The sequence below is a fragment of the Amycolatopsis sp. CB00013 genome, from assembly GCF_001905755.1.
GTDB lineage: Bacteria > Actinomycetota > Actinomycetes > Mycobacteriales > Pseudonocardiaceae > Amycolatopsis > Amycolatopsis japonica.
The window spans coordinates 973,642-994,933 of the sequence record NZ_LIWC01000002.1 but is presented as its reverse complement, the minus strand read 5'-3'; the positions used below and the strand labels follow the sequence as shown (position 1 = coordinate 994,933).

Genomic DNA, 21,292 nt, shown 5'->3' with positions numbered 1-21,292 from the left:
GTGTTCAGCGTAGCTCATGAGCGATCCGCACGCCGACCCCGATTTCGGTAGCTTCGCCTTCATGGGCGTACGGACCGGACTCGACGACCTCTACGCGCGACGGCTCCACGCTCGCCTCCTGCGAGGTCCACTGCCCCGCCACGTCGGCTTGATCATCGACGGCAACCGCCGCTGGGCCCGCGCGATGGGCTTCGAGGACGTCCGCGAGGGGCATCGTCACGGAGCGCAGCACATCGCCCGGCTGATGTCGTGGTGCGAAGGCCTCGGCATCGGGCACGTGACGGTGTACCTCGCTTCGGTCGACAACCTGACGAAGCGCGCATCGCCGGAGATGGCCTTCTTGATGCAGGTGATCGAGGACGTCGTCCGTGAGCGGCTCGCCGCGCCGGGTGCGAACTGGCGCGTCGCGCCTGTGGGGCGGCTCGACATGCTGCCGTCGTCCACGGCCGAAGTGCTGAAACAGGCCGAAGAGGACACTCGGGGCGCGACGGGGCCTGAGCTGACTCTCGCGATCGGGTACGGAAGCCGCGAGGAGATCGTCGACGCCGTCCGCGATCTCGTGCTCGAAGGGGCGGCGGACGGCAAAACCCTGGTGGAGATCGCGGAGTCCGTCTCCGTGGACGCTCTTTCCGCGCATCTGTACACGGTCGGCAGTCCCGATCCGGACCTGATCATCCGCACCAGTGGTGAGGTCCGGCTGTCCGGATTCCTGCTTTGGCAGGCCAAGGATTCCCGGCTGTACTTCTGCGACGTGAACTGGCCGGGCTTCCGGTACATCGACCTCTTACGGGCGCTCCGGGTGTGGGCCAGATCGCGATGATCTTGCAGGTCGCGACCACATCGTCATCACGATTGAGTAGTGCTACGGATCCCTCGGCGGGCGTCAGGCCGCATGCTGATCGCCATGACCACCGATGGGGATGTGCTCCTCAGGCTCGCCGGGGAGATCGACGACCTTGGGGCCCGCCTCGCGCGGGTCGGCACCGAGCTGCGGACCGTCCAGTCCGAGGCCGAGCCGAGGCCCGAAGAGGCGCCTGAGCAGGCGGAGAAGCCCGCCGAGCAGCAGGAAGAGCAGGCCACGGCACCGCAGGCCGAGCAGACAGAGCAGCCGCCGACACCGCAGGCAACCCAGCCGCAGCCGGAGCAGCCGCAACAGCCCCAGACGCCGCATCAGGGCCAGACGCAGCAGCCCCACGCGCCCCAGCAGCCGTACCCGCGCTACTTCACCCACCCGCAGCACCCTCAGTACCAGGCCCAGTACCACCAGCAGCACCAGCAGGCCCAGTACGCGCAGTGGCAGCACCAATGGCAGCAGCAATACCGTCAGCAGTACCAGCAGCCGCAGCAGCCCTACCGCCCGTACCAGCCCGCCCCGAAGGTGTCGCTCGCCGAGAAGCTGGGCAAGGAGGGCGCCGGCAGCAGGCTGCTGGCCTGGATCGGCGGCGCGGTCACGTTGCTCGGCATCGTGCTGTTCCTCGTGCTCGCGATCCAGCGTGGCTGGTTCGGTCCGGTGCCGCGGGTGATCGGCGGTGCCGTGCTCGGCGCGGCGCTGGTCGGGATCGGCCTCCGCCTTCACCGCACGCCGGCGGGCCGCACGGGTGCGTTCGCGCTCGCCGCGACCGGGATCGGCGCGCTGTACCTCGACGCCATCGCCGCGACGACGATGTACGAGTACCTCCCGGCCTACGCCGGTCTAGCGATCGGGCTCGTGATCGCGGTCTGCGGGTTGCTGCTGGCCGTGCGGTGGGAGTCGTCGCTGCTCGCGACGGCCGTCGTGCTCGGCTGTGTGATCTGCGCGCCCATCATCACGCAGGGGTTCACCCCGCAGCTGGTCGCGTTCCTTCTTGTCGTCCAGATCGCTTCGACGCCGGTGCAGCTGCGCCAGTCCTGGCCGTCGGTCGCGGTCGCGGCCGGGATCCCGCCGCTGCTCGCCTCGGTCTGCAGCACGGCCTTCGTCGGCTTCGGCGGCAGCACGGCCAACACCGCCGCCGCGCTGGCCGCGGGCGGTACCGCTCTCGCGCTGGCCCTGATCGTCACCCTCAAGCGGCCGGGAGACGCCGCCGGGCTCGCCCTGCTCGCCGTCGCCCCCGCCCCGTCGTTGCTCGCCGCGCTGTTCCTGCCGAAGACCCAGGCCGTGCTCGTCACCGCCTCGGTCGCGCTGGTGCTGCTCGCGGTGTGGGCCGTCGGGCAGTGGCTCGACGGTTGGACGGGTGAGCTCGCGGGCGCCGCCGGGCTCGTCGCTGCCCTGCAGACGACGATGACGCTCTTCGACGGCAGTGCCCGTTCGGGGATCCTCATCGGCGAAGCGGTCTTGCTGGCCCTGGTCGCGCTGTGGACGAAGAAGCACGTCGCGCTCTTCGGAGGCCTCGGCTTCGCCGTCATCGGCGGCATGATCGCGCTGGTCCTCGACGTCCCGCCGACGCTGTTCTTCCTGGTCCGCAACCGTCCGGACGCCGACCTCGCCGCCGCGTTCCTGGTGGCCCTGGCGATCTTGGCCGCCTCGATCACGCTTCCGTGGGTCTCACACCGCCTGGGACTGTTCAAGGCCGCGGCCGAGAACGTGGTGCCGTGGCTCCTCGCCGGGGTCTGCGGGCTTTACGGCGCGGGCGCGCTGGTGCTGTGCGGCGCGCTGCTGTCCGTTCCCGGCCGGTCGGGTTTCCTCGTCGGCCACGTGGTGATCACGGTGTCGTGGACGGTCGCCGCGCTGGTCCTGCTCATCCGCGGCATCTCGGCGGTCAACCTGCGGGTGATCGGGTTCGTGCTGGTCGGCGCCGCGGTGCTGAAGCTGGTCCTGTTCGACCTCTCCGCGCTCGACGGCCTGGCCAGGGTCGCCGCGTTCCTCATCGCCGGTCTGGTGCTGCTCGGCGCGGGGACGCGGTACGCGAAGCTCGTCGCGTCTCGCTGAGCGGACGTGGAAGAAAAGCCGCGGGATCGTGGTTGGTCGGTTCATGACCTACCAACCCGATCCGCGGCTCGCCGAGCGGGCGAAGGAGAACGTCGCCTGGCTGACCACGATCAGCCCGAAGGGACGCCCTTCGCCCCGCCCGGTGTGGTTCGTGCTCGACGGTGACGATTTCATCGTCTTCAGCCAGCCGGACACGGCGAAGACCCGCCACATCGAAGCCAACTCCGAGGTCAGCCTCCACTTCAACAGCGACGAGCACGGGGGCTCGATCCTGGTGATCGGCGGCAAGGCCGAGATCCTGCCGGACGGTCTCGCGTCGGAGCAGCCGGGCTTCCTCGCCAAGTACGAGAAGCACTACCCGGCGATCGACTACGACGTCCCGAAGTTCGACCGGGAGTACAGCGTCCGGATCAGGATCCGGCCCGAACGTACCTGGGGTTTCTAAAAACCGACCGTCACACAGGCCAGCCGGGCCCCCGCGGTCCCGGCGTGGCCCGGGTCGGTGTGCGTATGCGTTTCGTGGATCACGATCGAGTTCGCGCGCCGGTCGGTGAACGTCCAGTCCACTTTGGACACGGCGACGCCGCGGCCGGTGGCGTCGGAGGTGAGGTCGAGCCAGATCTCGTTGCGGGGGTTGGCATAGGCCGGGTCCACCGACGGCTTCACCGGGTCTTCGACGTTCTGGTAGTGCGGGCCGGCGAGATCACCGGTGGCGCCGCACGGCTTCGTGTGCGCGTGGGCGCCGTATTCGCGGTTGGGCAGCAGGCCGGTCACGAGGACCGCGGTCGACGTGCCATGGGCCTTGGACGTCAACCCGAAGACGTGCGCGCGGGCGCCGGGTGGCACCAGGTCGGGTTTGTAGATGGTCAAGCCGCTCTTGGCGGTGATCACGTGGACCCGGGAGCCGGGGACGGCGGTGGCCGGCCCGGCGCCGGCGGTCAGGGCCAAGGCGGCCGCGGACAGGACGAGGGCGAGTGCGGGGACGGGGCGCATGCCCCTTGCCTAGTCGGCACGAATCGGACACGCCAGAGCGGTCACTCCGTCGGGCGATCATTCTCAAACTATGGGCAGGAAAAGTGAGTAGCAACCCTCCGGATCGCACCTGGCTGGTCGCGGTCGCCGCCGCGCTTTGGGGTACCGACGGGCTTCTTCGGCTTCCGCTGGCCGAGGCGCTTCCGGCGGCCACGGTGGTCTTCTGGGAGCACCTGCTGGTGGTGCTCGTGCTGAGTCCCTTCATTCCCGGCGCTTTCCGCGCGCTGCGCCGGACCGGACCGCGGGAATGGCTGGCGGTGCTCGCCATCGGCGGCGGATCCTCCGCGCTCGCGACCGCGATGTTCACCGCGGCCTTCAAACTGGGCGACCCGGTGACGCCGCTGGTGCTGCAGAAGCTCCAGCCGGTGTTCGCCGTGCTGGCGGCGTATTTCGTCCTCAGTGAGCGGGTCCGCCCCGGTTACGCCTTCTTCGCGATCCCGGCGCTGCTCGGCGCCTGGCTGCTGGCGTTCAAGGATCCGCTGAACATCCAGCTCGCCGCGGCCAAGGCGGCGCTGCTGGCGATCGGCGCGGCCGCGTTGTGGGCGGCGGGCACGGTGCTCGGACGGCTGCTCTCCACCGAACTGGCGCCGAAGGAGGTCACCACCCTGCGCTTCACCGTCGGACTCCCGGTCGCGGCGGGCATCGTGGCCTACCAGGGCGGCGAGTTCGCGGTCGGCTGGGACAACGCGCTCGGGCTCGGCCTGCTCGCCTTCGTCCCCGGCCTGCTGGCGCTGAGCCTGTACTACCTGGGCCTGCGGTCGACTCCGGCCGCCAGGGCGACGCTGGCCGAGCTCGCGTTCCCGGTCACCGCGGCCGTGATCGGCGTATTGTGCTTGAACGCCGATTTGTCGGGTACTCAGTGGCTGGGCCTCGCCGTGGTGGTCGTGTCGGTCACGTCGCTCGGCTGGCATGAAAAGGTCAGGCGTCAACCGATGGTCTTGGAGCCGCCGCATGGTCGAGCACACCGGCGAGACGAAGAACGAACGCCTGACCCGCAACGTCAGTGAGCTCCTGCAGGAGCTGCGGGTCGCGCAGGCCGGTGTCCAGATCCTCTTCGGTTTCCTGCTCACGGTGGTGTTCACCGACGAGTTCCACGAGGCGAGCGGATTCGAGAAGGCCGTCCACCTGACGGCCGTCCTGCTCACGGTCTGTTCGACGGTGCTGCTGACGGCGCCCGCCGCGTGGCACCGGCTGCTGTTCCGCACCGGGAACCGTGAGCGGATCCTCACCGTCGGCAACCGTTCCGTGCTGGCGGGCCTCGCCTGCCTGGCGGCCGCCATCACCACGACCGTCGCGCTCATCGCCAAGGTCGTCTACGGCCCGATCGCGATGACGATCCTCGGCGTGGTGTCGGCGGTGCTGTTCGTCGTCATGTGGTTCGTCGTGCCGAAGAAGATCGACCGCAACGGCGACTGATCACCGCCCGGTGCGCACCGGCGTGCTTTCGGGCAGGCCGAAAGCGGCGGCCGACACGGACTTCGGATCGTCCGGGCTCGCGCCGTCGAGTACCCGGCGGGCGCCGACCCAGGAGAACATCTCCTTGACCGAACGTGAGTAGCCGGCGCCGTCCTCCGCGAACTTCCGGTCGAGCACGCGGAACCCGCCGGGGGTCCGTTCCACGCGGTAGACCATCGCCTGCCGCCGGAATCCGCTGCGCGTGACGAGCCCGCCGCCCTCTTTCGCGACCTCGTCGCAGCTCGCGACCAGGCCGATCTTGACCCGGTCGCCGTCCGGCCTGGTCTCGATCACCTTCTGCGTGCACACCCAGCGGACGTCCGGGTCGTCGGAGTGGGCGGCCGCCGTCGTCCACGCGCGCAGATGCTCGTCGATCGGCGGCAGCGCCTCGCGGGCGACGGCGTCGTCCACCGTCGGCATCTCGTCCACGATCCACCAGCCTGCCGCGGCCACCACCACACCGACCCCGGCGAGCACGGGCCAGCGTTTGACGTTCCCCATGGGACGAAGCTACCGAGCGGGGCAAGTGTTCATCCGCGGTTCGGGACGCGTTGCCTCCGCGACCGTAGGTTGCGGCCGTGAACGACTCATCCAGACGGACCTTCCTGCGCGGCGCGGGCCTGCTCGGCGCCGGTGCGGCGGTCTCCGCGTTACCCGCGCTCGGTGCTCCCGCCGCTTCGGCGGCCTTCGGTCGCGGCCCGGACACCGAAGACGGCCGCTTCACCCTCGCGGTCCTGCCCGACACTCAGTACCTCTTCGACGCCGACCGCGGCGACCCCGCGCCGTTGGACGCCACGCTGCGGTACGTCACCGGCGGCGACGAGAACATCGTCTTCCTGGCGCATCTCGGCGACCTCACCGAGAACGGGCAGCCGGGCGAGTTCGACCAGATCAGCCGCTCCTTCCAGCACCTGGACCGGCGACGGTTCCCGTACAGCACCCTCGCGGGCAACCACGACATCAAGTCCTCGACCGACGACCAGCGCGGCCGCACGCCGTACCTCGACGCCTTCGGGCCGCAGCGCCAGCGCGGTTCGCGGACCTTTCGCGGCGCGAGCCCGGACGGCTACAACAGCCACCACGTTTTCCGTGCCGGTGGGCGTGAATGGCTGCTGCTCGCGCTCGACTGGCGGCCGTCGGCGGGCGGGCTGGAGTGGGTGCGGTCGGTGCTGGCGCGGAATCCGCGGCTTCCGGCGATCCTGACCATCCATGAATTGGTATGGGCCGACGAGACCGGGCAGGCGCAGTTCTCGGAGTTCGGACAGAAGGTGTGGGACGAACTGGTCGCAGGCAACGACCAGATCTTCCTGACGCTCAACGGGCACTACTGGCCGCCCGGACGCATGGTGAAGCAGAACAAAGCGGGCCACGACGTCCATCTGCACATCACCAACTACCAGGACCGGTACTACGGTGGCAGCGCGATGATCCGGCTCTACCGGTTCGACCTCGCGCGCAACGTGATCGACGTCCGCACGGTCTCGCCGTGGCTCGCGGACCAGGCGCCGCGGCTGAACGAGCTGCAGCGGCAGGAGATCGAACGCACCGGCCCGGCGGACTACTTCAGCCTGGAGATCGACTTCGAATCGAGGTTCGCGGGTTTCGCGCCGGTCCCGGTCCCGCCCGCGCGGCCCGCCGAACGCCAGCTGATCCGCGGGACCGTGGCGTACTGGCGGTTCGAGGGCCGTGACGGCGCGCCTGTCGACAGAGTCCGTGACCTTTCGGGCCGGGGCAACGACCTGGTCCGGGTGACCCTGCCCGGGAGCGCGCCCGAGGCGTTGCGGTTCTCCGGCGAGTTCTCCACGCGGCAGCCGTCGAGGTCGAGTCTCCGGTTCGACGGCGGCAAGAAACCGGCTCGCGGCGGGTATCTGCGCACGGCGGACTCGGCGCCGATGAACGCGGAGACGTTCGCCCGCGGCTACACCGTCGAGGCGTTCGTGAAACTGCCCGAGGATTTCAAGGACGGCAAGCATTCCTGGGCGGCGATCTTCGGCAGGCAGGGCTCGGGCGGCAAGGCGGGCAAGACCGGCGACGATCCCGGCGAGCCGTCGGCCACACTGTCCCTTTCGGACGGTGCCGCGTTCCAGTGGGCGGTGTTCCCGGTGAACCAGAACGGGATCTCCACCTGCTGGGGGCACGAACTGGCGTTGCGGGAATGGATCCACGTCGCGGCCGTCAACGACGGCAGGCGGACGACGCTCTACGTCGACGGCTGCCCCGTGCTGCGGAATCCGAAGACGCCGGCGGCGGGGATCGCGAACCCCGGCGGCTCGTGGCTGATCGGCGCCTACGCCTATGACTCGATCGTCGAGCAGGCGTTCCACGGGTGGCTCGGCGACGTGCGTGTGGTGGGCAGGGCGCTGGACCCCCGCGAGTTCATGCTCGGCTGAGTTTCGCGCGGATCGTGCGCGGTAATGGTGGACGACCGTCCCCATTATCGCGCACGGTCGTTTCCGGGGGAATGCGGGGGGTCTCTTGACAAGCGGGGGACAATAAAAAATCGGCGCCTGATTCAGAATGTCTGATCAGTACGCCGAATGTGTTGTCAGTCTAACCGCTGTGAGGGGAACTTGTCAAATCAGGGGTACGACGAGGAATTGCGATCCGAGCGGCAGTACGTGGCGTCGCTCTACGGGCGGCTGGACACCGAACGCGTGCGCGTGAGCGAGGCGTATGCCGGTGCACTGCGCGGAGAAGGCTTCGCGCTGTCCGACCGCGAGGTGTCCGTCGGCGCGAAGGCTCGCGAGATGGCCAGGCTGAAGGTCGCCGACGAGGGTCTTTGTTTCGGCCGTTTGGACGCCCTTTCGGGAGAACGTTCGTACGTCGGCCGGATCGGCCTTTTCGACGAAGAGAACGACTACGAACCCTTGGTGCTGGATTGGCGTGCGCCGGCGTCGCGCGCGTTTTACTGCGCGACCGGCGCGTCGCCGGAAGGAATGGCGAGGCGCCGTCAATTCCGCACCCTCGGGCGCGAGGTCCTCGACTTCACCGACGAGGTCTTCGGCCGTCCGGGATCGGCGGGGGAACGGGGTGACGTCGCGCTGCTGGCCGCGGTCAACGCGCCGCGCGGCGAGGGGATGCGGGACATCGTCGCGACGATCCAGGCCGAGCAGGACGAGATCATCCGGCTCGATCACCCAGGGGTCGTCGTCGTGGAAGGCGGTCCCGGCACCGGCAAGACGGCGGTGGCGCTGCACCGCGTGGCGTATCTGCTGTACACGAAACGGGAGCGCATGGAGCGCCGCGGCGTGCTCGTGGTCGGGCCCAGCAGCGGCTTCCTCGACCACATCGGCCGGGTCCTGCCGTCGCTCGGCGAGACCAGCGCCGTCTTCGCGACGCCTGGCGACCTCGTCGCCGGTCTGTGCACCGAACGGGAGGATCCGCCGCCGGTCCAGCGGATCAAGGGTTCGCTGGCGATCCTGGACGTCCTCGCGGCCGCGGTGGCGGACCGGCAGGAACTGCCCGCCGAACCGGAGCCGATCGAGCTCGACGACGTCACCGTGCCGTTGGACGCCGGGATCGCGGCCGCCGCGCGCGAGGTGGCCAGGGAGAGCGGCCTGCTGCACAACGAGGCCAAGGCCGTCTTCGAACGCACGGTGATCGCCTCCCTCGCCGTGCGCGCGGTCGACCGGATCGGAGCGGGCTGGCTCCCGGAGGACGATCGGCACACCCGTCCGGAGATGCTCGAGAACGCCCGCCGGGACCTGGAAGCGAGCGAGGAGCTCGGCGCGGTGCTCGATCGGCTCTGGCCGTCGCTGACGCCGCAGCGGCTGCTCGCCGACCTCTACGCGTCGCCGGAGCGGTTGCGGGCCGCCGGGGCCGATCCGGCGCTGTTCCGTGAGGACGCGGACGCGTGGACGGTGTCCGACGTGCCGTTGCTCGACGAAGCCGTCGAACTGCTCGGCCGGGACCGCACCGCCGAGCGCCGGGCGGAGGAACGGCGGCGGCTGGCGCGCAAGGAATACGCCGAGCGGGTGCTGGAAATCGTCGAGGTCGAAGACGACCACGACGACTACGAGTTCGCGCTGCGGCCGACGGACGTGCTGATGGCGGAGGAACTGGCGGACCGGTTCGCCGAACGCGACGAGCGGGATCTGGCGGAACGCGCCGCCGCCGACCGGGAGTGGACGTACGGGCACGTGGTCGTCGACGAGGCGCAGGAACTGTCCGAAATGGACTGGCGGGTGCTGATGAGGCGCTGTCCAAGCCGGTCGTTCACCGTCGTCGGGGATCTGGCGCAGCGCCGGTCGCCGTCCGGCGCGCGGTCGTGGGACGCGATGCTGTCCCGGTACGTCGCCGATCGATGGGTGTACCGGAAACTGACCGTCAACTACCGGACGCCGTCGGAGATCATGGCGGTCGCGGCGTCACTGCTGGCGAGTTTCGCGCCGGATGTCGTGCCGCCGGAATCGGTGCGCTCGTGCGGAATTCGCCCGTGGGCGCGTCGACTGTCCGAAGTGGACATGGAGGACGCCGTCGCCGAGTTCGTCCGCGAAGAGGCGGGACGCGAGGGGACGTCGGTCGTCATCGGGCCGCCGGGAGTGCCCGGTGCGATCGCGCCGTCCGCGACGAAGGGGCTGGAGTACGACGCCGTCCTGGTGGTCGAGCCGGAGCGGATCCTCGCGGAAGGCCCGAGCGGCGAGGCGGAGCTGTACGTCGCGCTGACGCGGGCGACGCAGCGGCTCGGGGTCCTGTACAGCGGGGTGCTGCCGAAAGTCCTCCGCGGTCTTGATTCCGGGCGGCGGACTCCCGACGCTTACCTGCACTGCGTCTGACCCTCCCGCGAGTGCCATGAAAGGTCCCTTCCTTGCGAAATTTGCGAGGAAGGGACCTTTCATGGCGCGGGGCGTGCTGTCATCGGGTCAGGTTGCCCCAGGCATATGTCTGTTTTGCGAGTTTCAAGTAGACCAAGGTCTCCGTGCTGACGACACCCGGGATGGGCCGGATGTCGTCGTTCAGCACACTCAAGAGGTGTTCGTCGTCCCGGCAGGCGACCTCGGCGAGCAGGTCGTAGCCTCCTGCGGTCAGTACGACGTAGTGGACGTCCGGCATTCCGGAGAGCTGGTCGGAGACCGCCCGCGGATCGCCTTGCACCTTGATCCCGACCATCGCCTGGCGGCCGAGCCCGACGTTCGCCGGATCCGTGACCGCGACGATCTGCATCGTCTCGTCCCGCAGCAGCCGCTGGACGCGCTGCCGCACGGCGCCCTCCGACAGCCCGACGGCCTTGGCCAAGGCCGTGAACGAGGCCCGCCCGTCGACTTGCAGTAGAGCGATCAGGGTGCGATCGGTATTGTCCAAACCTCTAGGTGTGCGCTGCTCCATCTGCGCGCGTGGTTCGTCACCCATGCCGTCCCTCCCTTTGTTTCGGCATGCGATTCTTGTCGCGCAGCGTATCGATAAGTGTCCAGAATGCTACCGCCGTTAAGTTGTTTGTCGTGATTCTCTTTCTCGGCGCCTTCGCGCGAAGGATTCTGTCGTGCGATAGGGCGGGTGCCGAGGTTTTCGGATGACGCGTCAGCCGAGGTCGCGTTTCAGCAGGTCTTCCTCGGTTTCACGGCGGACGAGCAGCGTCGCGGTGCCGCGGGAGACGCCGACCACCGGCGGCCTGCCCACGAGGTTGTAATTCGACGCGAGCGAGTGGTGGTATGCCCCGGTGCACGGGACGGCGAGCAGATCGCCGGGGTGGACGTCGTCGGGGAGCGAGAGCCCGTCGGCGAGGACGTCGCCCGATTCGCAGTGCCGTCCGACCACCGTCATCGGCCGACGGGCGGAACGGCTGCGCCTGCCGATCAGACGCGCCGTGTACGCCGCCCCGTAGAGCGCCGGCCGTGCGTTGTCGCTCATCCCGCCGTCGACGGCGACGAAAGTGCGCGAGCCGCGTTTCACCGCGCAGACCCGGTACACGGTGATCCCCGCCGGACCGACGATCGCGCGGCCGGGTTCGATCGTCAGCTTCGGCAGGGGGAAGCCGTGCGAGGTGCATTCGTAAGCGAGCGCGACACGCAGACGGCGCACATAACCGTCGATGTCGAAACCCGTGTCGCCGGGCAGATAGCGCACGGCGTGCCCGCCGCCGAGATCCAGTTCGCGCAGGGTGACACCGTGGCTCTCGCGGAGTGCGACGAGCACCCCGATCATCTTGCGGGCGGCCAGTTCGTAGAAGTCCACCCGCGACACCTGCGAACCGATGTGGCAATGCAGCCCGGCCAGGCGGAGCCCGGGCTGCGCGAGCACGGCGGACACGGCGCGCCCGAGGTTGTCGCGGACCTCCTCGCGCAGCGAGAAGCCGAACTTCTGCCCTTCGGTGCCGGTGGTGATCGCCGCGTGCGTGCCGGCGGCGACGTCGGGGGTCACGCGGATCAGCACTTGCTGCGCGCCGGTGGCCAGCGCGCCGAGCTGCTCGATCTCGTCGAGCGAGTCCACCACGATCCGGCGGACGCCGTAGGACAAGGCGGCTTTGAGGTCTTCGGGGGTTTTCGCGTTGCCGTGCAGCAGGATCCGCTCGGCGGGGAAGCCGATCGATCGTGCCACCGCGATCTCGCCGGCCGAGCAGGTGTCGAGGGAAAGCCCTTCCTCGGCGACCCAGCGCAGGACCGCGCGGGTGCAGAGGGCCTTGCTCGCATACGCCACTTCGGCGTCGGGCAGTGCCTTCCGGTACGCGCGGGCGTTCTGCCGGACCTCGTCCTCGTCGAGCAGGTACGCCGGTGTCCCGAACCTCGCGGCGAGGTGAGACACCGGCGCACCGGCGAACAGCAGTTCCCCGCCCGGCCCGAGCCGGGTGCTCCGTGGCCAGACCCCGGGTTCGAGGTGGTCGGCGGCCTCGCAACCGAGGCTGGGCAGGAGCTCGCTGAGCGTCACGGTTACCTCCGCGTCGATCGGTCAGTGCCTCATCAGCACAACTCCGATCGACCCGGCCCGGCCGTCGCGGCAACGTCTCCCTGACGCTCCGCGCGGCCTCGCTGACGCCTTGTTAACGCGCGAGTAACCCCGGTCACGCCACTAGCGGACCGGCTCCGGGACGGTGGGGACGGTGTCGGCGTCCATGGTGATCCTCTATTCGGTTGTTTCGGGGTTCGTGGCGCAGGTGCAGCCGCGGCTGAACCCGCCGGCCGCGGTCGCGGTGCAGAAGCGGCGGGCGATCGTGTCGTGCGCGGACAGCGGATGCGGGCAGACCGGGCAGCGGTCGTCGGCGGCCGGCTCGGCGACGTCGCCGAGGGAACGGGCGGAGGTCACCGCACGCCTGCCGGTCGAGCGCGTAACGGCGCCCCGACCTCATGCAGATGTCGAAGCACGTAGCCGTAGGACGCCGCCCAGCCGCACTGCGCGTAGTCGATGCCGTGCTTCGCGCAGAACTCGCGCACGATCACCTGCGCGTGCTTGAGGTTCGGCCGCGCCATGCTCGGGAAGAGGTGGTGCTCGATCTGGTAGTTGAGCCCGCCGAGCGCGAAGTCCACGACCCTGCCGCCGCGCACATTGCGCGAGGTGAGGACCTGTTTGCGCAGGAAGTCGAGCTTGTGCCCGGCCGACAGCGTCGGCATGCCCTTGTGGTTCGGGGCGAACGAGCAGCCCATGTACACGCCCCAGAGACACTGGTGCACGGCGATGAAGACGAAGCCGACGCCGGGTGAGAGGACCACGAACACCGCCGTCAGGTACGCGGCGAGGTGGGCGAGCATCAGCGCCGATTCGAGCTTCCGTCGCTTGAAGCCGCGCTGGAAGATCGCCGTCACGCTCGACACGTGCAGGTTCAGGCCTTCCAGCAACAGCAGCGGGAAGAACAGGAAAGCCTGGTATTTCGCCATCCAGCGCAGGAAACCGCGCCGTTCGGCACCCTGGGCCTTGGTGAAGATGAGCGCCGCGAGGTTGACGTCCGGATCTTCGTCCTCGTGGTTGGGGTTCGCGTGGTGGCGGGTGTGCGTGCCGATCCACCAGCCGTAGCTGAGCCCGGTCAGTCCACCGTGGACGAAGCCGGTGACGTCGTTCGCCTTGCGGCCGCGGAAGATCTGCTTGTGCCCCGCGTCATGACCGATGAAGGACAGCTGCGTGAACATCATCGCGAAGAAGGCGGCGAGGAACAGCTGCCACCAGGAGTCGCCGAGATGCGCGAACGCGACCCAACCACCCGCGAAAGCGAGCAGATTCAAGGAGATCTTCACCGCGTAGTATTTGCGTCGCCGGTCGAGGAGGCCGGCGTCCTTGACCAATTTGGACAGTTCGGCGAAGTCGCTGCCCTGCCTCGTCCGGGTGGAGGTCATGGGAGATCACACCGTTCTGGTACGTGAAAGTGGGCGATCCAGCAACGGGTTCACAACACCGAAGAGGCCGGTGTGGCCGAGAAAAGGCACTGGTACCACAACACGCCACGGACGCTCCGTGGTCTTCGTCCAGCGTCCCACGACGGCGGAGCGGAAGCAATTCACCAAAGCAGCACGATCTGGCGTACAGTCGAAGACATCGAGGGAAATTTCCCCCGGTTCCGTCCGGTCGCGAGTTTCGGCCGGAGGCAGGAGCACCGGCCAAGACATCGTTCTTCGCGCTCATGGTCCCGCCGGCTTCGCCGGTGAGCAGCCGCCCGCCGCGCCGTATGACGCGCCCCGAGGCGCCCATCAGGGCCACGCCGCGATCGTCGATGGCCATGACCTCTGACCTGTCACCGGGTGCACGCCCGGCAAGCGTGCGCCCGGTCAGGAAATCCTTTGGCGCGGTCCCCATTCTTCGAGCAGCGCGGCGACCTCGTCACGTTCGCCGCCGGTCAGCGGACGGCTCGGCGGCCGGACGTCCGGGCGGCACAAACCCAGCTGTGCCAACGCTTCCTTGACCACGCTCACGTTGTTGGCGTTGCCGTCCGCGGCCCGCAGCTCCTCGAAGGGCCGGATCCGCTCCCAAATCACCATCGCCCCGGCGAAGTCGCCGTTTCGCAGTGCATGGAACATCTCCAGCGAAAGCGACGGCGCGACGTTCACCAGCCCGGAGGTGAACCCGGTCGCGCCGACTGCGAAGTAGCCCGGCGCCGACATCTCCGCCAGCCCGGCGATCCACGCGAAACGGTCGATCCCCGCGTCCCGCGCCACCGAGGCGAAGCGCACCGGATCCGGCACCGCGTACTTCACGCCGATGACGTTCTCCGCGGCGTCGGCGAGCCTGGCCAGCTGTTCGCCTGCGATGCGCGCGTCCCGAACGTACAGCACGACGCCCAGCTCCGGGACCGCCGCCGCGATGGCGCGGTGGTACTCGACCCAGCCCTCCGCCGAGACGTACGGATGCACCGGCTGATGGATCATGACCAGGTCGGCGCCCGCGTCCCCGGCGTGCCGGGCCGCGCCGATCGCCGTCCGGACGTCGTGCCCGACCCCGGCGACCACACTCGCCCGCCCCGCCGCGGCTTTGACCGTCACCTCCAGGCAGTGCCGTGCCTCGGACTCGTCCAGCGCGTAGAACTCGCCGGTGTTCCCGTTCGGCGTCACGACGTCGACGCCGGCGCTGATCACGCGGTCGACCAGGTGCCCGTAGGTCTCGGAATCCACGGCGCCGCCGGCATCGAACGGGGTCACCGGGATGGCCACGACCCCGGACAGCCGCCGTTTCCGCTCGTCGAACCGTGAGGTCACTGGCATGTCCGATCTGATATATGATGTGACGTCTCACGGTAGCATGACGGGACGCTTGTCCTGAATCTCGGGACGCTTGACTCAAGTGGGTCGTGAGTGGCCCGGATCCACGTGATCGAAGCGGAACTCACGTACGGAGCCGCACGGTCCACTTAGGACGTAGCGGCGAGGAAGATCTCCAGCTGCTCGACGACGAACGCGTGATCATCGGCCTGTGGCAGGCCCGAGACGCCGACGGTGCCGACCGGACCGACTCCCTCGACGATCACCGGGAACACGCCACCGTGCGCGGCGTACAGATCCGGGTCGAGGCGGGAGTCGGCCTCGAACGTCGTGCCCTTCGCGCGGAACTGTTCGCCGACGAAGAACGAGCTGCGCCCGTAACGGTCGACGACGCGGCTCTTGCGGTCGATCCACGCGTCGTTGTCGGCCGAGGTGCCCGGCAACGCCGCGTGGAACAGCCGCTGCCCGCCGCGGCGCACGGAGACCGTCACCGGGAGGGCGCGGTCCCGCGCCGCCGCGAGCAGGTGGGCGCCCAGCTCCAGCGCGGTCTCGTTGTCGAACCGGCTGAAGACCAGACGCTCCTCCTGTGCGGCCAGGACGGCCAGGGTGTCATCGCTCATGGCACCCATTAAATCAACACTGTTGTGTAATGCCTAGCGAAGGGCGTCCAGGGCGAACGCGGCGTACATCGCCACGCCGTTGGCCATCGCGTCCTCGTCGAAGACCACCCGGTTCGAGTGGTTCGCCTCCACCGTGGCCAGATCGGCGCCGGGCGGGCAGGCCCCCAGGAACGCGAACGCCCCCGGCACCCGCTGCAGGACGTACGAGAAGTCCTCCGCGCCCATCACCGGGTTCTCCATGACCTCGGAGTTCCCGGCGCCGAGGACCTCGCCCGCCAGTTCCAGCACCCGGGCCGCGACCTGGGGATCGTTCACCGTGACCGGGTAGCCGGGGAGGACCTCGGCGCTCACCTTGACGCCGTGCGCCGCGCCGACCGCCTCGCACACCCGCGGCAGTTCCTCGCGCACGAACGCCTGTGTCCGCTCGGACAGCGTGCGGATCGTGCCCTCCAGGAACGCCGTCTCCGGGATGATGTTCGTCGTCGTGCCCGTCTCGATGCGGGTCACCGACACCACCGCGGGCTCGAACACGCTGACCTTGCGGGTCACCATCGTCTGCAGCGCGCTCACCATCGCGGCCGCCGCCGGCACCGGGTCGATCGCCTGGTGGGGCGCCGAGCCGTGCCCGCCCCTGCCGGTGACGGTGACGTGGAAGCTGTTGGCCGACGCCATGATCGGGCCCGGTCGCGTCTGCACGACGCCGGACGCGGCCGAGGTGAAGATGTGCAGGCCGAACGCCTTCTCGACACGCTCACCCGCGGCGTCGAGCACGCCCTCGTGGATCATGTGGCGCGCGCCGTGCTCGCCCTCCTCGCCGGGCTGGAACATGAACACCACCGACCCGGCCAGCTCGTCGACGTGCTCGCAGAGCAGCCGCGCGGCCGAAGCCAGCATCGCGACGTGGGTGTCGTGCCCGCAGGCGTGCATCGCGCCGTCGTCTTCGGAGGAGAAGTCGAGCCCGGTGTCCTCGTGCAGCGGCAACGCGTCCATGTCGCCGCGGAGCAGGATCGCCGGGCCCGGCTTCCCGCCGCGGAGGACGGCGGTCAGCGAGGTGGTCGATTTGCCCTCGGTGATCTCCAGCGGCAGGCCATCGAGGGCGGCTTTGATCGAGGCCTGGGTCTTCGGCAGGTCGAGGCCGATCTCCGGATTCCGGTGGATCTCCCGGCGGAGCTCTACGGTTTTCGTCTGGAGAGCGCGGGCTTCGTCCAGCAAACCGGCGAAGCGCGCGTCGGGGAGGGTGGGCAGGTCGGTGGGTCCGGTCATGTCTCGATAGTGGCGCATGCGGCGCTTCGGGCGCACCGTGCGTGCGTTCCGAATGCGGGCGGAATACGGTGTGCGCATGGCGGTGCAAGAGCCGATCACGGGGTTCGCGGTGGCCGTGGTGCGGGAGGACGGTCGGTGGCGGTGCAGTTCCCTTGATCCGGGGGCGCTCGGCGAGCTCGACGCTGCGATCACCGAGCTCGGCAAGCTGCGTTCGACAGGGGCCGCGTTCGGGCTGCTGGCGGTGGACGACGAGTTCTTCGTGATCGTCCGGCCGAGCCCCAGAGGCCCGTCGCTGCTGTTGTCCGACGCCGCCGCGGCGCTCGACTACGACATCGCCGCCGACGTCCTCGACGTGCTGAGAGTCGACCCGCCGGACGAGGACGACGACGCGGTCTGGCCGGAAGGCGACCTGGAGATCCTGTCCGATCTCGGACTGCCCGGGGCGGAGCTGCAGGTGATCGTCGGCGAGGTCGACCTCTATCCGGACGAACAACTCCAGATGGTCGCGCAGAGATGCGGCTTCGCCGCCGAGTTCACCAAGATCCTGGACGAGATCTGAGCCCCGCCGCCTCCGCCGCCGACATCGCCGCCGTCCGGGCGGCGATCGTCGCGGCGCGAGGTGCGGGCGAAGACGTGCCGATCGGCGCCGTCGTCCTGGCTCCGGACGGGACCCCGCTCGCTTCCGCGCGCAACGCCCGCGAAGAACTCGGCGATCCGACGGCGCACGCGGAGATCCTCGCGCTGCGGGCCGCGTCGAAGATCTACGGCGACGGCTGGCGGCTCGAAGGCTGCACGCTCGCGGTGACACTGGAGCCGTGCACGATGTGCGCCGGCGCCCTCGTGATGGCGAGGGTCGCGAAGGTCGTCTTCGGCGCCTGGGAGCCCAAGACCGGGGCCGTGGGGTCGCTGTGGGACGTCGTCCGCGACCGGCGGCTCAGCCACCGCGCGGAGGTCGTCGGCGGGGTCCTGGAGGCCGAATGCGCGGCCCTGCTCGAAGACTTCTTCCACGGGCAGCGGGGTAACCGCACCGGGTGAAGGATGTGTCGGACCCCGGGGCACGGGTAACCCTCCGGAGAGGTGGCCGCAGACGGTGGCCGCAGTCGAAGGAGGAACATCCGCCATGAGCGTTTTCGACAAGGCGAAGGACAAGGCCGAGCAGGCCATCGGCGCCGCCAAGGAGAAGCTCGGCGAGAAGACCGACAACCAGGACCTCGCGAACTCCGGCCGGGCCGACCAGACCAAGGGTGAGGTCAAGGAGGCCGGGCACGACCTCCGCGACCGCGCGGAAGGCGGCGTGCAGGACCTCAAGGACAAGTTCAACAAGTAGCCGCGAACGCAGAAGAGCCGGTCTCCGTGGAGACCGGCTCTTCGCTGCGGTGGCGGTGGGATTTGAACCCACGGACGGGTATTAACCGTCACACGATTTCGAGTCGTGCTCCTTCGGCCGCTCGGACACGCCACCGCCGAGAACAATACCGGAGGGCCTTCCGGTGTCTTCAGGGGGTCAGGAAAGCTGCGACGTGATCTCGTCGATCGCCGCCGTCTGGTTCTCGACGATCTCCTGTGCCAGCGCTTTCGTCTCGGCGTGCTCGCCGGAGGAGAGCACGGTCTTGGCCATCGCGACGCCGTTGCGCAGATGCTCGGCCATCAGCGGGAGCCACATCTTGTCGAATTCGGCGCCGGTCAGGTTCTGCAGCGACGCGACCTGCCCTTCGGTGATCATCCCCGGCATCGCGTGCCCGGCGTGGCCCGCCGCGGGGAGCACGGCCGCGTTCCACGACTGGAGCCACGCGGTCATCGTCTGGACTTCGGCCGACTCCGCCTTGACGATCTTGGCCGCGGTGGCCTTCACGTACTCGGACGCCGACCGTTCCGAGGCCAGGTTCGCGACCTGGATCGACTGCTGGTGGTGCGGCACCATCTGCTGGGAGAAGGTGATGTCGGCCTGGTTGGCGCCCGGTGTCGCCGGGGCGGCGCCCGTGGCCGTCGAGCAGCCCGCGAGCACCCAGACGACCAGCGCGAACAGGGCCATCGGCAGTCGCCGTCGCATCGATACCTCCGTAGTCAGGGAAAACCGGCCCCTCCGCCCTGTGATACGGCTGTGACCTTCCGCCGGTTCAAAACCGGATTAGCCTTGGCTGACATGACGGATCCGAAGACCGTGGTGACCGGTTTCCTTCAGGCCCTCGAAGAGTTCGACATCGACCGCGCGCTGGGCTTCGTCGCGATCGACATCGTCTACCAGAACGTCCCGCTTCCCCCTGCGCGCGGCCTTTCGGCGGTGGAGAAGCAGTTGCGCGCCATGACCCGCTACGGAAGCGGGTTCGAGGCGCGCACCCACCACATCGCCGCCGACGGCCCGATCGTGCTCACCGAGCGCACCGACGTCCTGCGGCGTGGTGCGTGGGAAGCCGAGTTCTGGGTGTGCGGCACGTTCGAAGTGCGCGACGGCCGGATCGTGCTGTGGCGCGACTACTTCGACTGGACGACGTTCCTCGCGGCGAGCGCGAAGGGCGTGGGCAAGGCGGCGGTCGCCGGCTTGAAGAAACTCGTGAGTGGCAAGGACGGTTAGGGCCAACCGTGTCTTCTGTACCGACTTGGGAACACAGGGCAAGCGTGTGCCGCGAGACGGAAATGACACACCGCCGGTGTACGGGCTCCGTCCTCCCCCGACGGGTCCCGTGCACCGGCGGTGCGCCCCCAGTTCCCCCGGCTCACCCTCCCCGGTGAGCGTCCAGAAGTCGTTCGCCCAGGTCGGCCTCGCGCAGGACGGCGTCGAGCCGTGCCCCGCCGAACGGGGCCACCGGGCGTCCGCCGCGTTTCCGGTCGCGCAGGTCGACGGCCAAGGCGGTGGTCAGCAGCAGAACCAGTGCCGTACCGACGATGAGCCAGTTCATCGGACACCTCCTCCGGCGACGTGAGGGAGGATTTGTGTCCTCGCTCACGTCGCCAAGGTAGCTCCGGAAATGCCGGGTTGGACCCGGACTTGAGGTTCATTTAAGGCAGCGGAACACCAATGGGCTATTTCCGCGGGGTTCCCGCGACATAAATGTCACCGTCGGCCACGGAGACGTCACGGGCACTGGACGCGCCGGTCGCCAGAATGCGGGCGGGGTCCCGGAAACCGGTGATCACTTCGACGCGCTGGACCGGTTTCGGCGTGGTGATCAAGGTTTCCGGCGTCCAGACGCGACCGTTCTCGAGCAAGAACGTTTCGATGCCCGGTTGTCCGTCGCGTGTTCCGTAAACGCGCCAAGTGCCGCCATTGAGCTGCTCGATCTCACGCAATCGGAGTCCGTTCGCGACTTCGCGCACTTCCCAGTTCCGGCCGTTCCACGCGCCCGCGAAATCGCGCGGCGAGCCCGCGGCGTCGAACTGGAACCAGGTGACGAACGGTTTGCCGTCGCGCTGGGTGCCGACCTGCAGGATGTAGTCCGGCGACTTGAGCCCGCCGGGGAGTTCGAGCGGCGTTTCGACGACCTTGAGATACCGCTCCTGCTCGGCATCGTCGACCTGCGTGCCGAGGTCGCGGCCGGCCGCGGAGAAGAAGTGCAGGCTCCGCACGTCGAACGACAGGTGATAGACGTTTCGGTGGTAGACGTCGTGTTTGTGCTGCGACGGCCCGCCGCCGGCGAGCGTGTAGGCGAAGTGGATCCGCCCGGACGACGGCACGTACCGCAGCTGCCCGACGTAGATCTCGTCCATGTGGTCGGCCCGGCCCAGCGAGCCGAACGCCCACCGCTTCCCGGTCAGCTGCACGGAGTTCCTCCACGTCTTCCCGTGATCGCGGGAGACGAGGTACTTCATCGGGCGGAAGTCGGAGTTCGCCGCCGGGTCCAGTTCGTTGGTGGTCTCGCGGTAGAACAGGAAAAGCGTGCCGTCGACGGTCTTCACCGGCATCGGGTAGCTCGCCGAATCACCCTCGGGCACCTCGGTGTCGGTCCAGGTGCCGTCGAGGGAATGGGCGCGCGGCGCGCGGCTGATCACGGTCCGCGTGTTGTGCATGCCGCGGAAGATCAGCAGATGCCCGTCGCCCGCCAGCAGCATCGTCGGGTAGTTGTGCGGATCGGACTCGCCGTCGGCGATCTTCTTCGGCGCCGTCCAGACGCCGGTCCGGTGGTCGTAGGCCTGGACGTAGGTGTCCGCGGCCTTGCCGGACCACGAGATGAAGGTCTTGCGCGCGACCGGGTCGAAGACCCCTCCCGCGTTCGGCCGCCGGTCGGTGCGAGACGCGACGGTGCTCGCCGGGGTCATCACGTCGAACGCGACCTTGCCGGGTGGTGGTGCGGCGGTCGCCGCGGGAACCGGGATCACGAGACCGGCCGCGACGAGCGCGCAAAGCAGTCCGCGCATGAAAAACGCCTCCTGGTGTGTGGCAGGCGGCGGAGTTCGATCTTCTCACG

23 protein-coding genes and 1 tRNA gene are annotated in these 21,292 nt (G+C 69.1%); 11 read left to right on the top strand and 13 right to left on the bottom strand.

Annotated elements, in window-relative coordinates; all coding sequences use genetic code 11:
- Window positions 1-61: 61 nt before the first annotated feature.
- The 3 genes from uppS (at window position 62) to AMK34_RS14760 (ending at window position 3,350) form a co-directional block, all read left to right on the top strand.
- Complete coding sequence (uppS, locus tag AMK34_RS14770; RefSeq protein WP_073846296.1) at window positions 62-820, top strand: polyprenyl diphosphate synthase; 759 nt, start codon at window positions 62-64, stop codon at window positions 818-820.
- Between the two features lie 72 nt (window positions 821-892).
- A complete protein-coding gene (locus AMK34_RS14765; RefSeq protein ID WP_073845759.1) occupies window positions 893-2,905 on the top strand; it encodes a DUF2339 domain-containing protein in 2,013 nt (670 codons plus the stop codon).
- A 43-nt stretch (window positions 2,906-2,948) separates the two neighbouring features.
- Window positions 2,949-3,350, top strand: a complete 402-nt coding sequence (locus AMK34_RS14760) for a TIGR03667 family PPOX class F420-dependent oxidoreductase (protein WP_038521298.1) — start codon at window positions 2,949-2,951, stop codon at window positions 3,348-3,350.
- Here the strand turns inward: AMK34_RS14760 and AMK34_RS14755 are convergent.
- The gene (locus tag AMK34_RS14755) at window positions 3,347-3,898 is read right to left on the bottom strand and encodes a superoxide dismutase family protein (protein ID WP_038521295.1); all 552 of its coding nucleotides are present in this window, start codon (window positions 3,896-3,898) and stop codon (window positions 3,347-3,349) included. The genes AMK34_RS14760 and AMK34_RS14755 overlap by 4 nt on opposite strands.
- A gap of 83 nt (window positions 3,899-3,981) precedes the next feature.
- On the opposite strand from AMK34_RS14755, the gene AMK34_RS14750 reads away from it, so the two are divergent.
- The gene (locus AMK34_RS14750; RefSeq protein ID WP_073845758.1) at window positions 3,982-4,944 is read left to right on the top strand and encodes a DMT family transporter; all 963 of its coding nucleotides are present in this window, start codon (window positions 3,982-3,984) and stop codon (window positions 4,942-4,944) included.
- Window positions 4,889-5,353 carry a DUF6328 family protein gene (locus AMK34_RS14745; protein ID WP_038521290.1) on the top strand — a complete coding sequence of 155 codons (465 nt, stop codon included), beginning with the start codon at window positions 4,889-4,891 and terminating at the stop codon, window positions 5,351-5,353. The genes AMK34_RS14750 and AMK34_RS14745 overlap by 56 nt, the downstream gene beginning before the upstream one ends.
- On the opposite strand, the gene AMK34_RS14740 is transcribed toward AMK34_RS14745, so the two are convergent.
- A complete protein-coding gene (locus AMK34_RS14740) occupies window positions 5,354-5,893 on the bottom strand; it encodes a hypothetical protein (protein WP_038521288.1) in 540 nt (179 codons plus the stop codon).
- A gap of 77 nt (window positions 5,894-5,970) precedes the next feature.
- Between AMK34_RS14740 and AMK34_RS14735 the strand changes: the two genes are divergently transcribed.
- Both AMK34_RS14735 and helR read left to right on the top strand, forming a co-directional pair.
- Window positions 5,971-7,782 (top strand): LamG-like jellyroll fold domain-containing protein, encoded by a 1,812-nt coding sequence (locus AMK34_RS14735; RefSeq protein WP_073845757.1) that lies wholly within the window; start codon window positions 5,971-5,973, stop codon window positions 7,780-7,782.
- 180 nt (window positions 7,783-7,962) lie between these two features.
- On the top strand, window positions 7,963-10,167 hold the full coding sequence (helR, locus tag AMK34_RS14730) for an RNA polymerase recycling motor ATPase HelR (RefSeq protein WP_274534433.1): 2,205 nt from the start codon (window positions 7,963-7,965) through the stop codon (window positions 10,165-10,167).
- 79 nt (window positions 10,168-10,246) lie between these two features.
- Here helR and AMK34_RS14725 read toward each other — a convergent pair whose 3' ends face one another.
- The 7 genes from AMK34_RS14725 to AMK34_RS14695 all read right to left on the bottom strand — a co-directional run bounded on the left by AMK34_RS14725 (window position 10,247) and on the right by AMK34_RS14695 (window position 16,889).
- A complete protein-coding gene (locus AMK34_RS14725) occupies window positions 10,247-10,741 on the bottom strand; it encodes an Lrp/AsnC family transcriptional regulator (RefSeq protein WP_037334827.1) in 495 nt (164 codons plus the stop codon).
- A 168-nt stretch (window positions 10,742-10,909) separates the two neighbouring features.
- A complete protein-coding gene (gene lysA / locus AMK34_RS14720) occupies window positions 10,910-12,253 on the bottom strand; it encodes a diaminopimelate decarboxylase (protein ID WP_037334829.1) in 1,344 nt (447 codons plus the stop codon).
- A gap of 195 nt (window positions 12,254-12,448) precedes the next feature.
- Window positions 12,449-12,628: an RGCVC family protein gene (locus AMK34_RS14715; RefSeq protein WP_073845755.1), complete on the bottom strand. Its 180-nt coding sequence runs from the start codon at window positions 12,626-12,628 to the stop codon at window positions 12,449-12,451.
- Window positions 12,625-13,650: a fatty acid desaturase family protein gene (locus tag AMK34_RS14710; protein WP_073845754.1), complete on the bottom strand. Its 1,026-nt coding sequence runs from the start codon at window positions 13,648-13,650 to the stop codon at window positions 12,625-12,627. Before AMK34_RS14710 ends, AMK34_RS14715 begins: the two co-directional genes overlap by 4 nt.
- Before the next feature lie 429 nt (window positions 13,651-14,079).
- A complete protein-coding gene (locus AMK34_RS14705) occupies window positions 14,080-15,009 on the bottom strand; it encodes a dihydrodipicolinate synthase family protein (RefSeq protein ID WP_073845753.1) in 930 nt (309 codons plus the stop codon).
- 146 nt (window positions 15,010-15,155) lie between these two features.
- On the bottom strand, window positions 15,156-15,626 hold the full coding sequence (locus tag AMK34_RS14700; protein WP_073845752.1) for a heme-degrading domain-containing protein: 471 nt from the start codon (window positions 15,624-15,626) through the stop codon (window positions 15,156-15,158).
- 33 nt (window positions 15,627-15,659) lie between these two features.
- Window positions 15,660-16,889: a M20 metallopeptidase family protein gene (locus tag AMK34_RS14695; RefSeq protein WP_038521266.1), complete on the bottom strand. Its 1,230-nt coding sequence runs from the start codon at window positions 16,887-16,889 to the stop codon at window positions 15,660-15,662.
- Between the two features lie 76 nt (window positions 16,890-16,965).
- On the opposite strand from AMK34_RS14695, the gene AMK34_RS14690 reads away from it, so the two are divergent.
- From AMK34_RS14690 to AMK34_RS14680, 3 genes are all read left to right on the top strand, one after another.
- Window positions 16,966-17,448: a tRNA adenosine deaminase-associated protein gene (locus tag AMK34_RS14690; protein WP_197684721.1), complete on the top strand. Its 483-nt coding sequence runs from the start codon at window positions 16,966-16,968 to the stop codon at window positions 17,446-17,448.
- Window positions 17,403-17,924, top strand: coding sequence for a nucleoside deaminase (locus AMK34_RS14685; RefSeq protein ID WP_241832772.1), 522 nt, complete (start codon window positions 17,403-17,405; stop codon window positions 17,922-17,924). Before AMK34_RS14690 ends, AMK34_RS14685 begins: the two co-directional genes overlap by 46 nt.
- An 85-nt stretch (window positions 17,925-18,009) precedes the next feature.
- Window positions 18,010-18,216, top strand: a complete 207-nt coding sequence (locus tag AMK34_RS14680; RefSeq protein WP_037334843.1) for a CsbD family protein — start codon at window positions 18,010-18,012, stop codon at window positions 18,214-18,216.
- Window positions 18,217-18,263: 47 nt separating this feature from the next.
- Here AMK34_RS14680 and AMK34_RS14675 read toward each other — a convergent pair.
- A tRNA-Ser gene (locus AMK34_RS14675) sits at window positions 18,264-18,351 on the bottom strand.
- Window positions 18,352-18,393: 42 nt separating this feature from the next.
- Window positions 18,394-18,939: a DUF305 domain-containing protein gene (locus AMK34_RS14670; protein ID WP_038521259.1), complete on the bottom strand. Its 546-nt coding sequence runs from the start codon at window positions 18,937-18,939 to the stop codon at window positions 18,394-18,396.
- 93 nt (window positions 18,940-19,032) lie between these two features.
- Between AMK34_RS14670 and AMK34_RS14665 the strand changes: the two genes are divergently transcribed.
- On the top strand, window positions 19,033-19,461 hold the full coding sequence (locus tag AMK34_RS14665) for a limonene-1,2-epoxide hydrolase family protein (protein WP_174492083.1): 429 nt from the start codon (window positions 19,033-19,035) through the stop codon (window positions 19,459-19,461).
- Between the two features lie 142 nt (window positions 19,462-19,603).
- Here the strand turns inward: AMK34_RS14665 and AMK34_RS14660 are convergent, their stop codons facing one another.
- Window positions 19,604-19,786 (bottom strand): hypothetical protein, encoded by a 183-nt coding sequence (locus tag AMK34_RS14660; RefSeq protein ID WP_037334852.1) that lies wholly within the window; start codon window positions 19,784-19,786, stop codon window positions 19,604-19,606.
- Between the two features lie 124 nt (window positions 19,787-19,910).
- The gene (locus AMK34_RS14655; RefSeq protein WP_073845751.1) at window positions 19,911-21,242 is read right to left on the bottom strand and encodes a BNR-4 repeat-containing protein; all 1,332 of its coding nucleotides are present in this window, start codon (window positions 21,240-21,242) and stop codon (window positions 19,911-19,913) included.
- Window positions 21,243-21,292: the final 50 nt, after the last annotated feature.

What these genes read in the sequence shown, in the direction of transcription:
- uppS (WP_073846296.1), top strand. Translation starts at nt 62, where the DNA reads ATGGGCGTACGGACCGGACTCGACGACCTCTACGCGCGACGGCTCCAC.
- AMK34_RS14765 (WP_073845759.1), top strand. Translation starts at nt 893, where the DNA reads ATGCTGATCGCCATGACCACCGATGGGGATGTGCTCCTCAGGCTCGCC.
- AMK34_RS14760 (WP_038521298.1), top strand. Translation starts at nt 2,949, where the DNA reads ATGACCTACCAACCCGATCCGCGGCTCGCCGAGCGGGCGAAGGAGAAC.
- AMK34_RS14755 (WP_038521295.1), bottom strand. Translation starts at nt 3,898, where the DNA reads ATGCGCCCCGTCCCCGCACTCGCCCTCGTCCTGTCCGCGGCCGCCTTG.
- AMK34_RS14745 (WP_038521290.1), top strand. Translation starts at nt 4,889, where the DNA reads ATGGTCGAGCACACCGGCGAGACGAAGAACGAACGCCTGACCCGCAAC.
- AMK34_RS14740 (WP_038521288.1), bottom strand. Translation starts at nt 5,893, where the DNA reads ATGGGGAACGTCAAACGCTGGCCCGTGCTCGCCGGGGTCGGTGTGGTG.
- AMK34_RS14725 (WP_037334827.1), bottom strand. Translation starts at nt 10,741, where the DNA reads ATGGGTGACGAACCACGCGCGCAGATGGAGCAGCGCACACCTAGAGGT.
- AMK34_RS14710 (WP_073845754.1), bottom strand. Translation starts at nt 13,650, where the DNA reads ATGACCTCCACCCGGACGAGGCAGGGCAGCGACTTCGCCGAACTGTCC.
- AMK34_RS14705 (WP_073845753.1), bottom strand. Translation starts at nt 15,009, where the DNA reads ATGCCAGTGACCTCACGGTTCGACGAGCGGAAACGGCGGCTGTCCGGG.
- AMK34_RS14700 (WP_073845752.1), bottom strand. Translation starts at nt 15,626, where the DNA reads ATGAGCGATGACACCCTGGCCGTCCTGGCCGCACAGGAGGAGCGTCTG.
- AMK34_RS14695 (WP_038521266.1), bottom strand. Translation starts at nt 16,889, where the DNA reads ATGACCGGACCCACCGACCTGCCCACCCTCCCCGACGCGCGCTTCGCC.
- AMK34_RS14690 (WP_197684721.1), top strand. Translation starts at nt 16,966, where the DNA reads ATGGCGGTGCAAGAGCCGATCACGGGGTTCGCGGTGGCCGTGGTGCGG.
- AMK34_RS14685 (WP_241832772.1), top strand. Translation starts at nt 17,403, where the DNA reads ATGCGGCTTCGCCGCCGAGTTCACCAAGATCCTGGACGAGATCTGAGC.
- AMK34_RS14680 (WP_037334843.1), top strand. Translation starts at nt 18,010, where the DNA reads ATGAGCGTTTTCGACAAGGCGAAGGACAAGGCCGAGCAGGCCATCGGC.
- AMK34_RS14670 (WP_038521259.1), bottom strand. Translation starts at nt 18,939, where the DNA reads ATGCGACGGCGACTGCCGATGGCCCTGTTCGCGCTGGTCGTCTGGGTG.
- AMK34_RS14665 (WP_174492083.1), top strand. Translation starts at nt 19,033, where the DNA reads ATGACGGATCCGAAGACCGTGGTGACCGGTTTCCTTCAGGCCCTCGAA.
- AMK34_RS14660 (WP_037334852.1), bottom strand. Translation starts at nt 19,786, where the DNA reads ATGAACTGGCTCATCGTCGGTACGGCACTGGTTCTGCTGCTGACCACC.
- AMK34_RS14655 (WP_073845751.1), bottom strand. Translation starts at nt 21,242, where the DNA reads ATGCGCGGACTGCTTTGCGCGCTCGTCGCGGCCGGTCTCGTGATCCCG.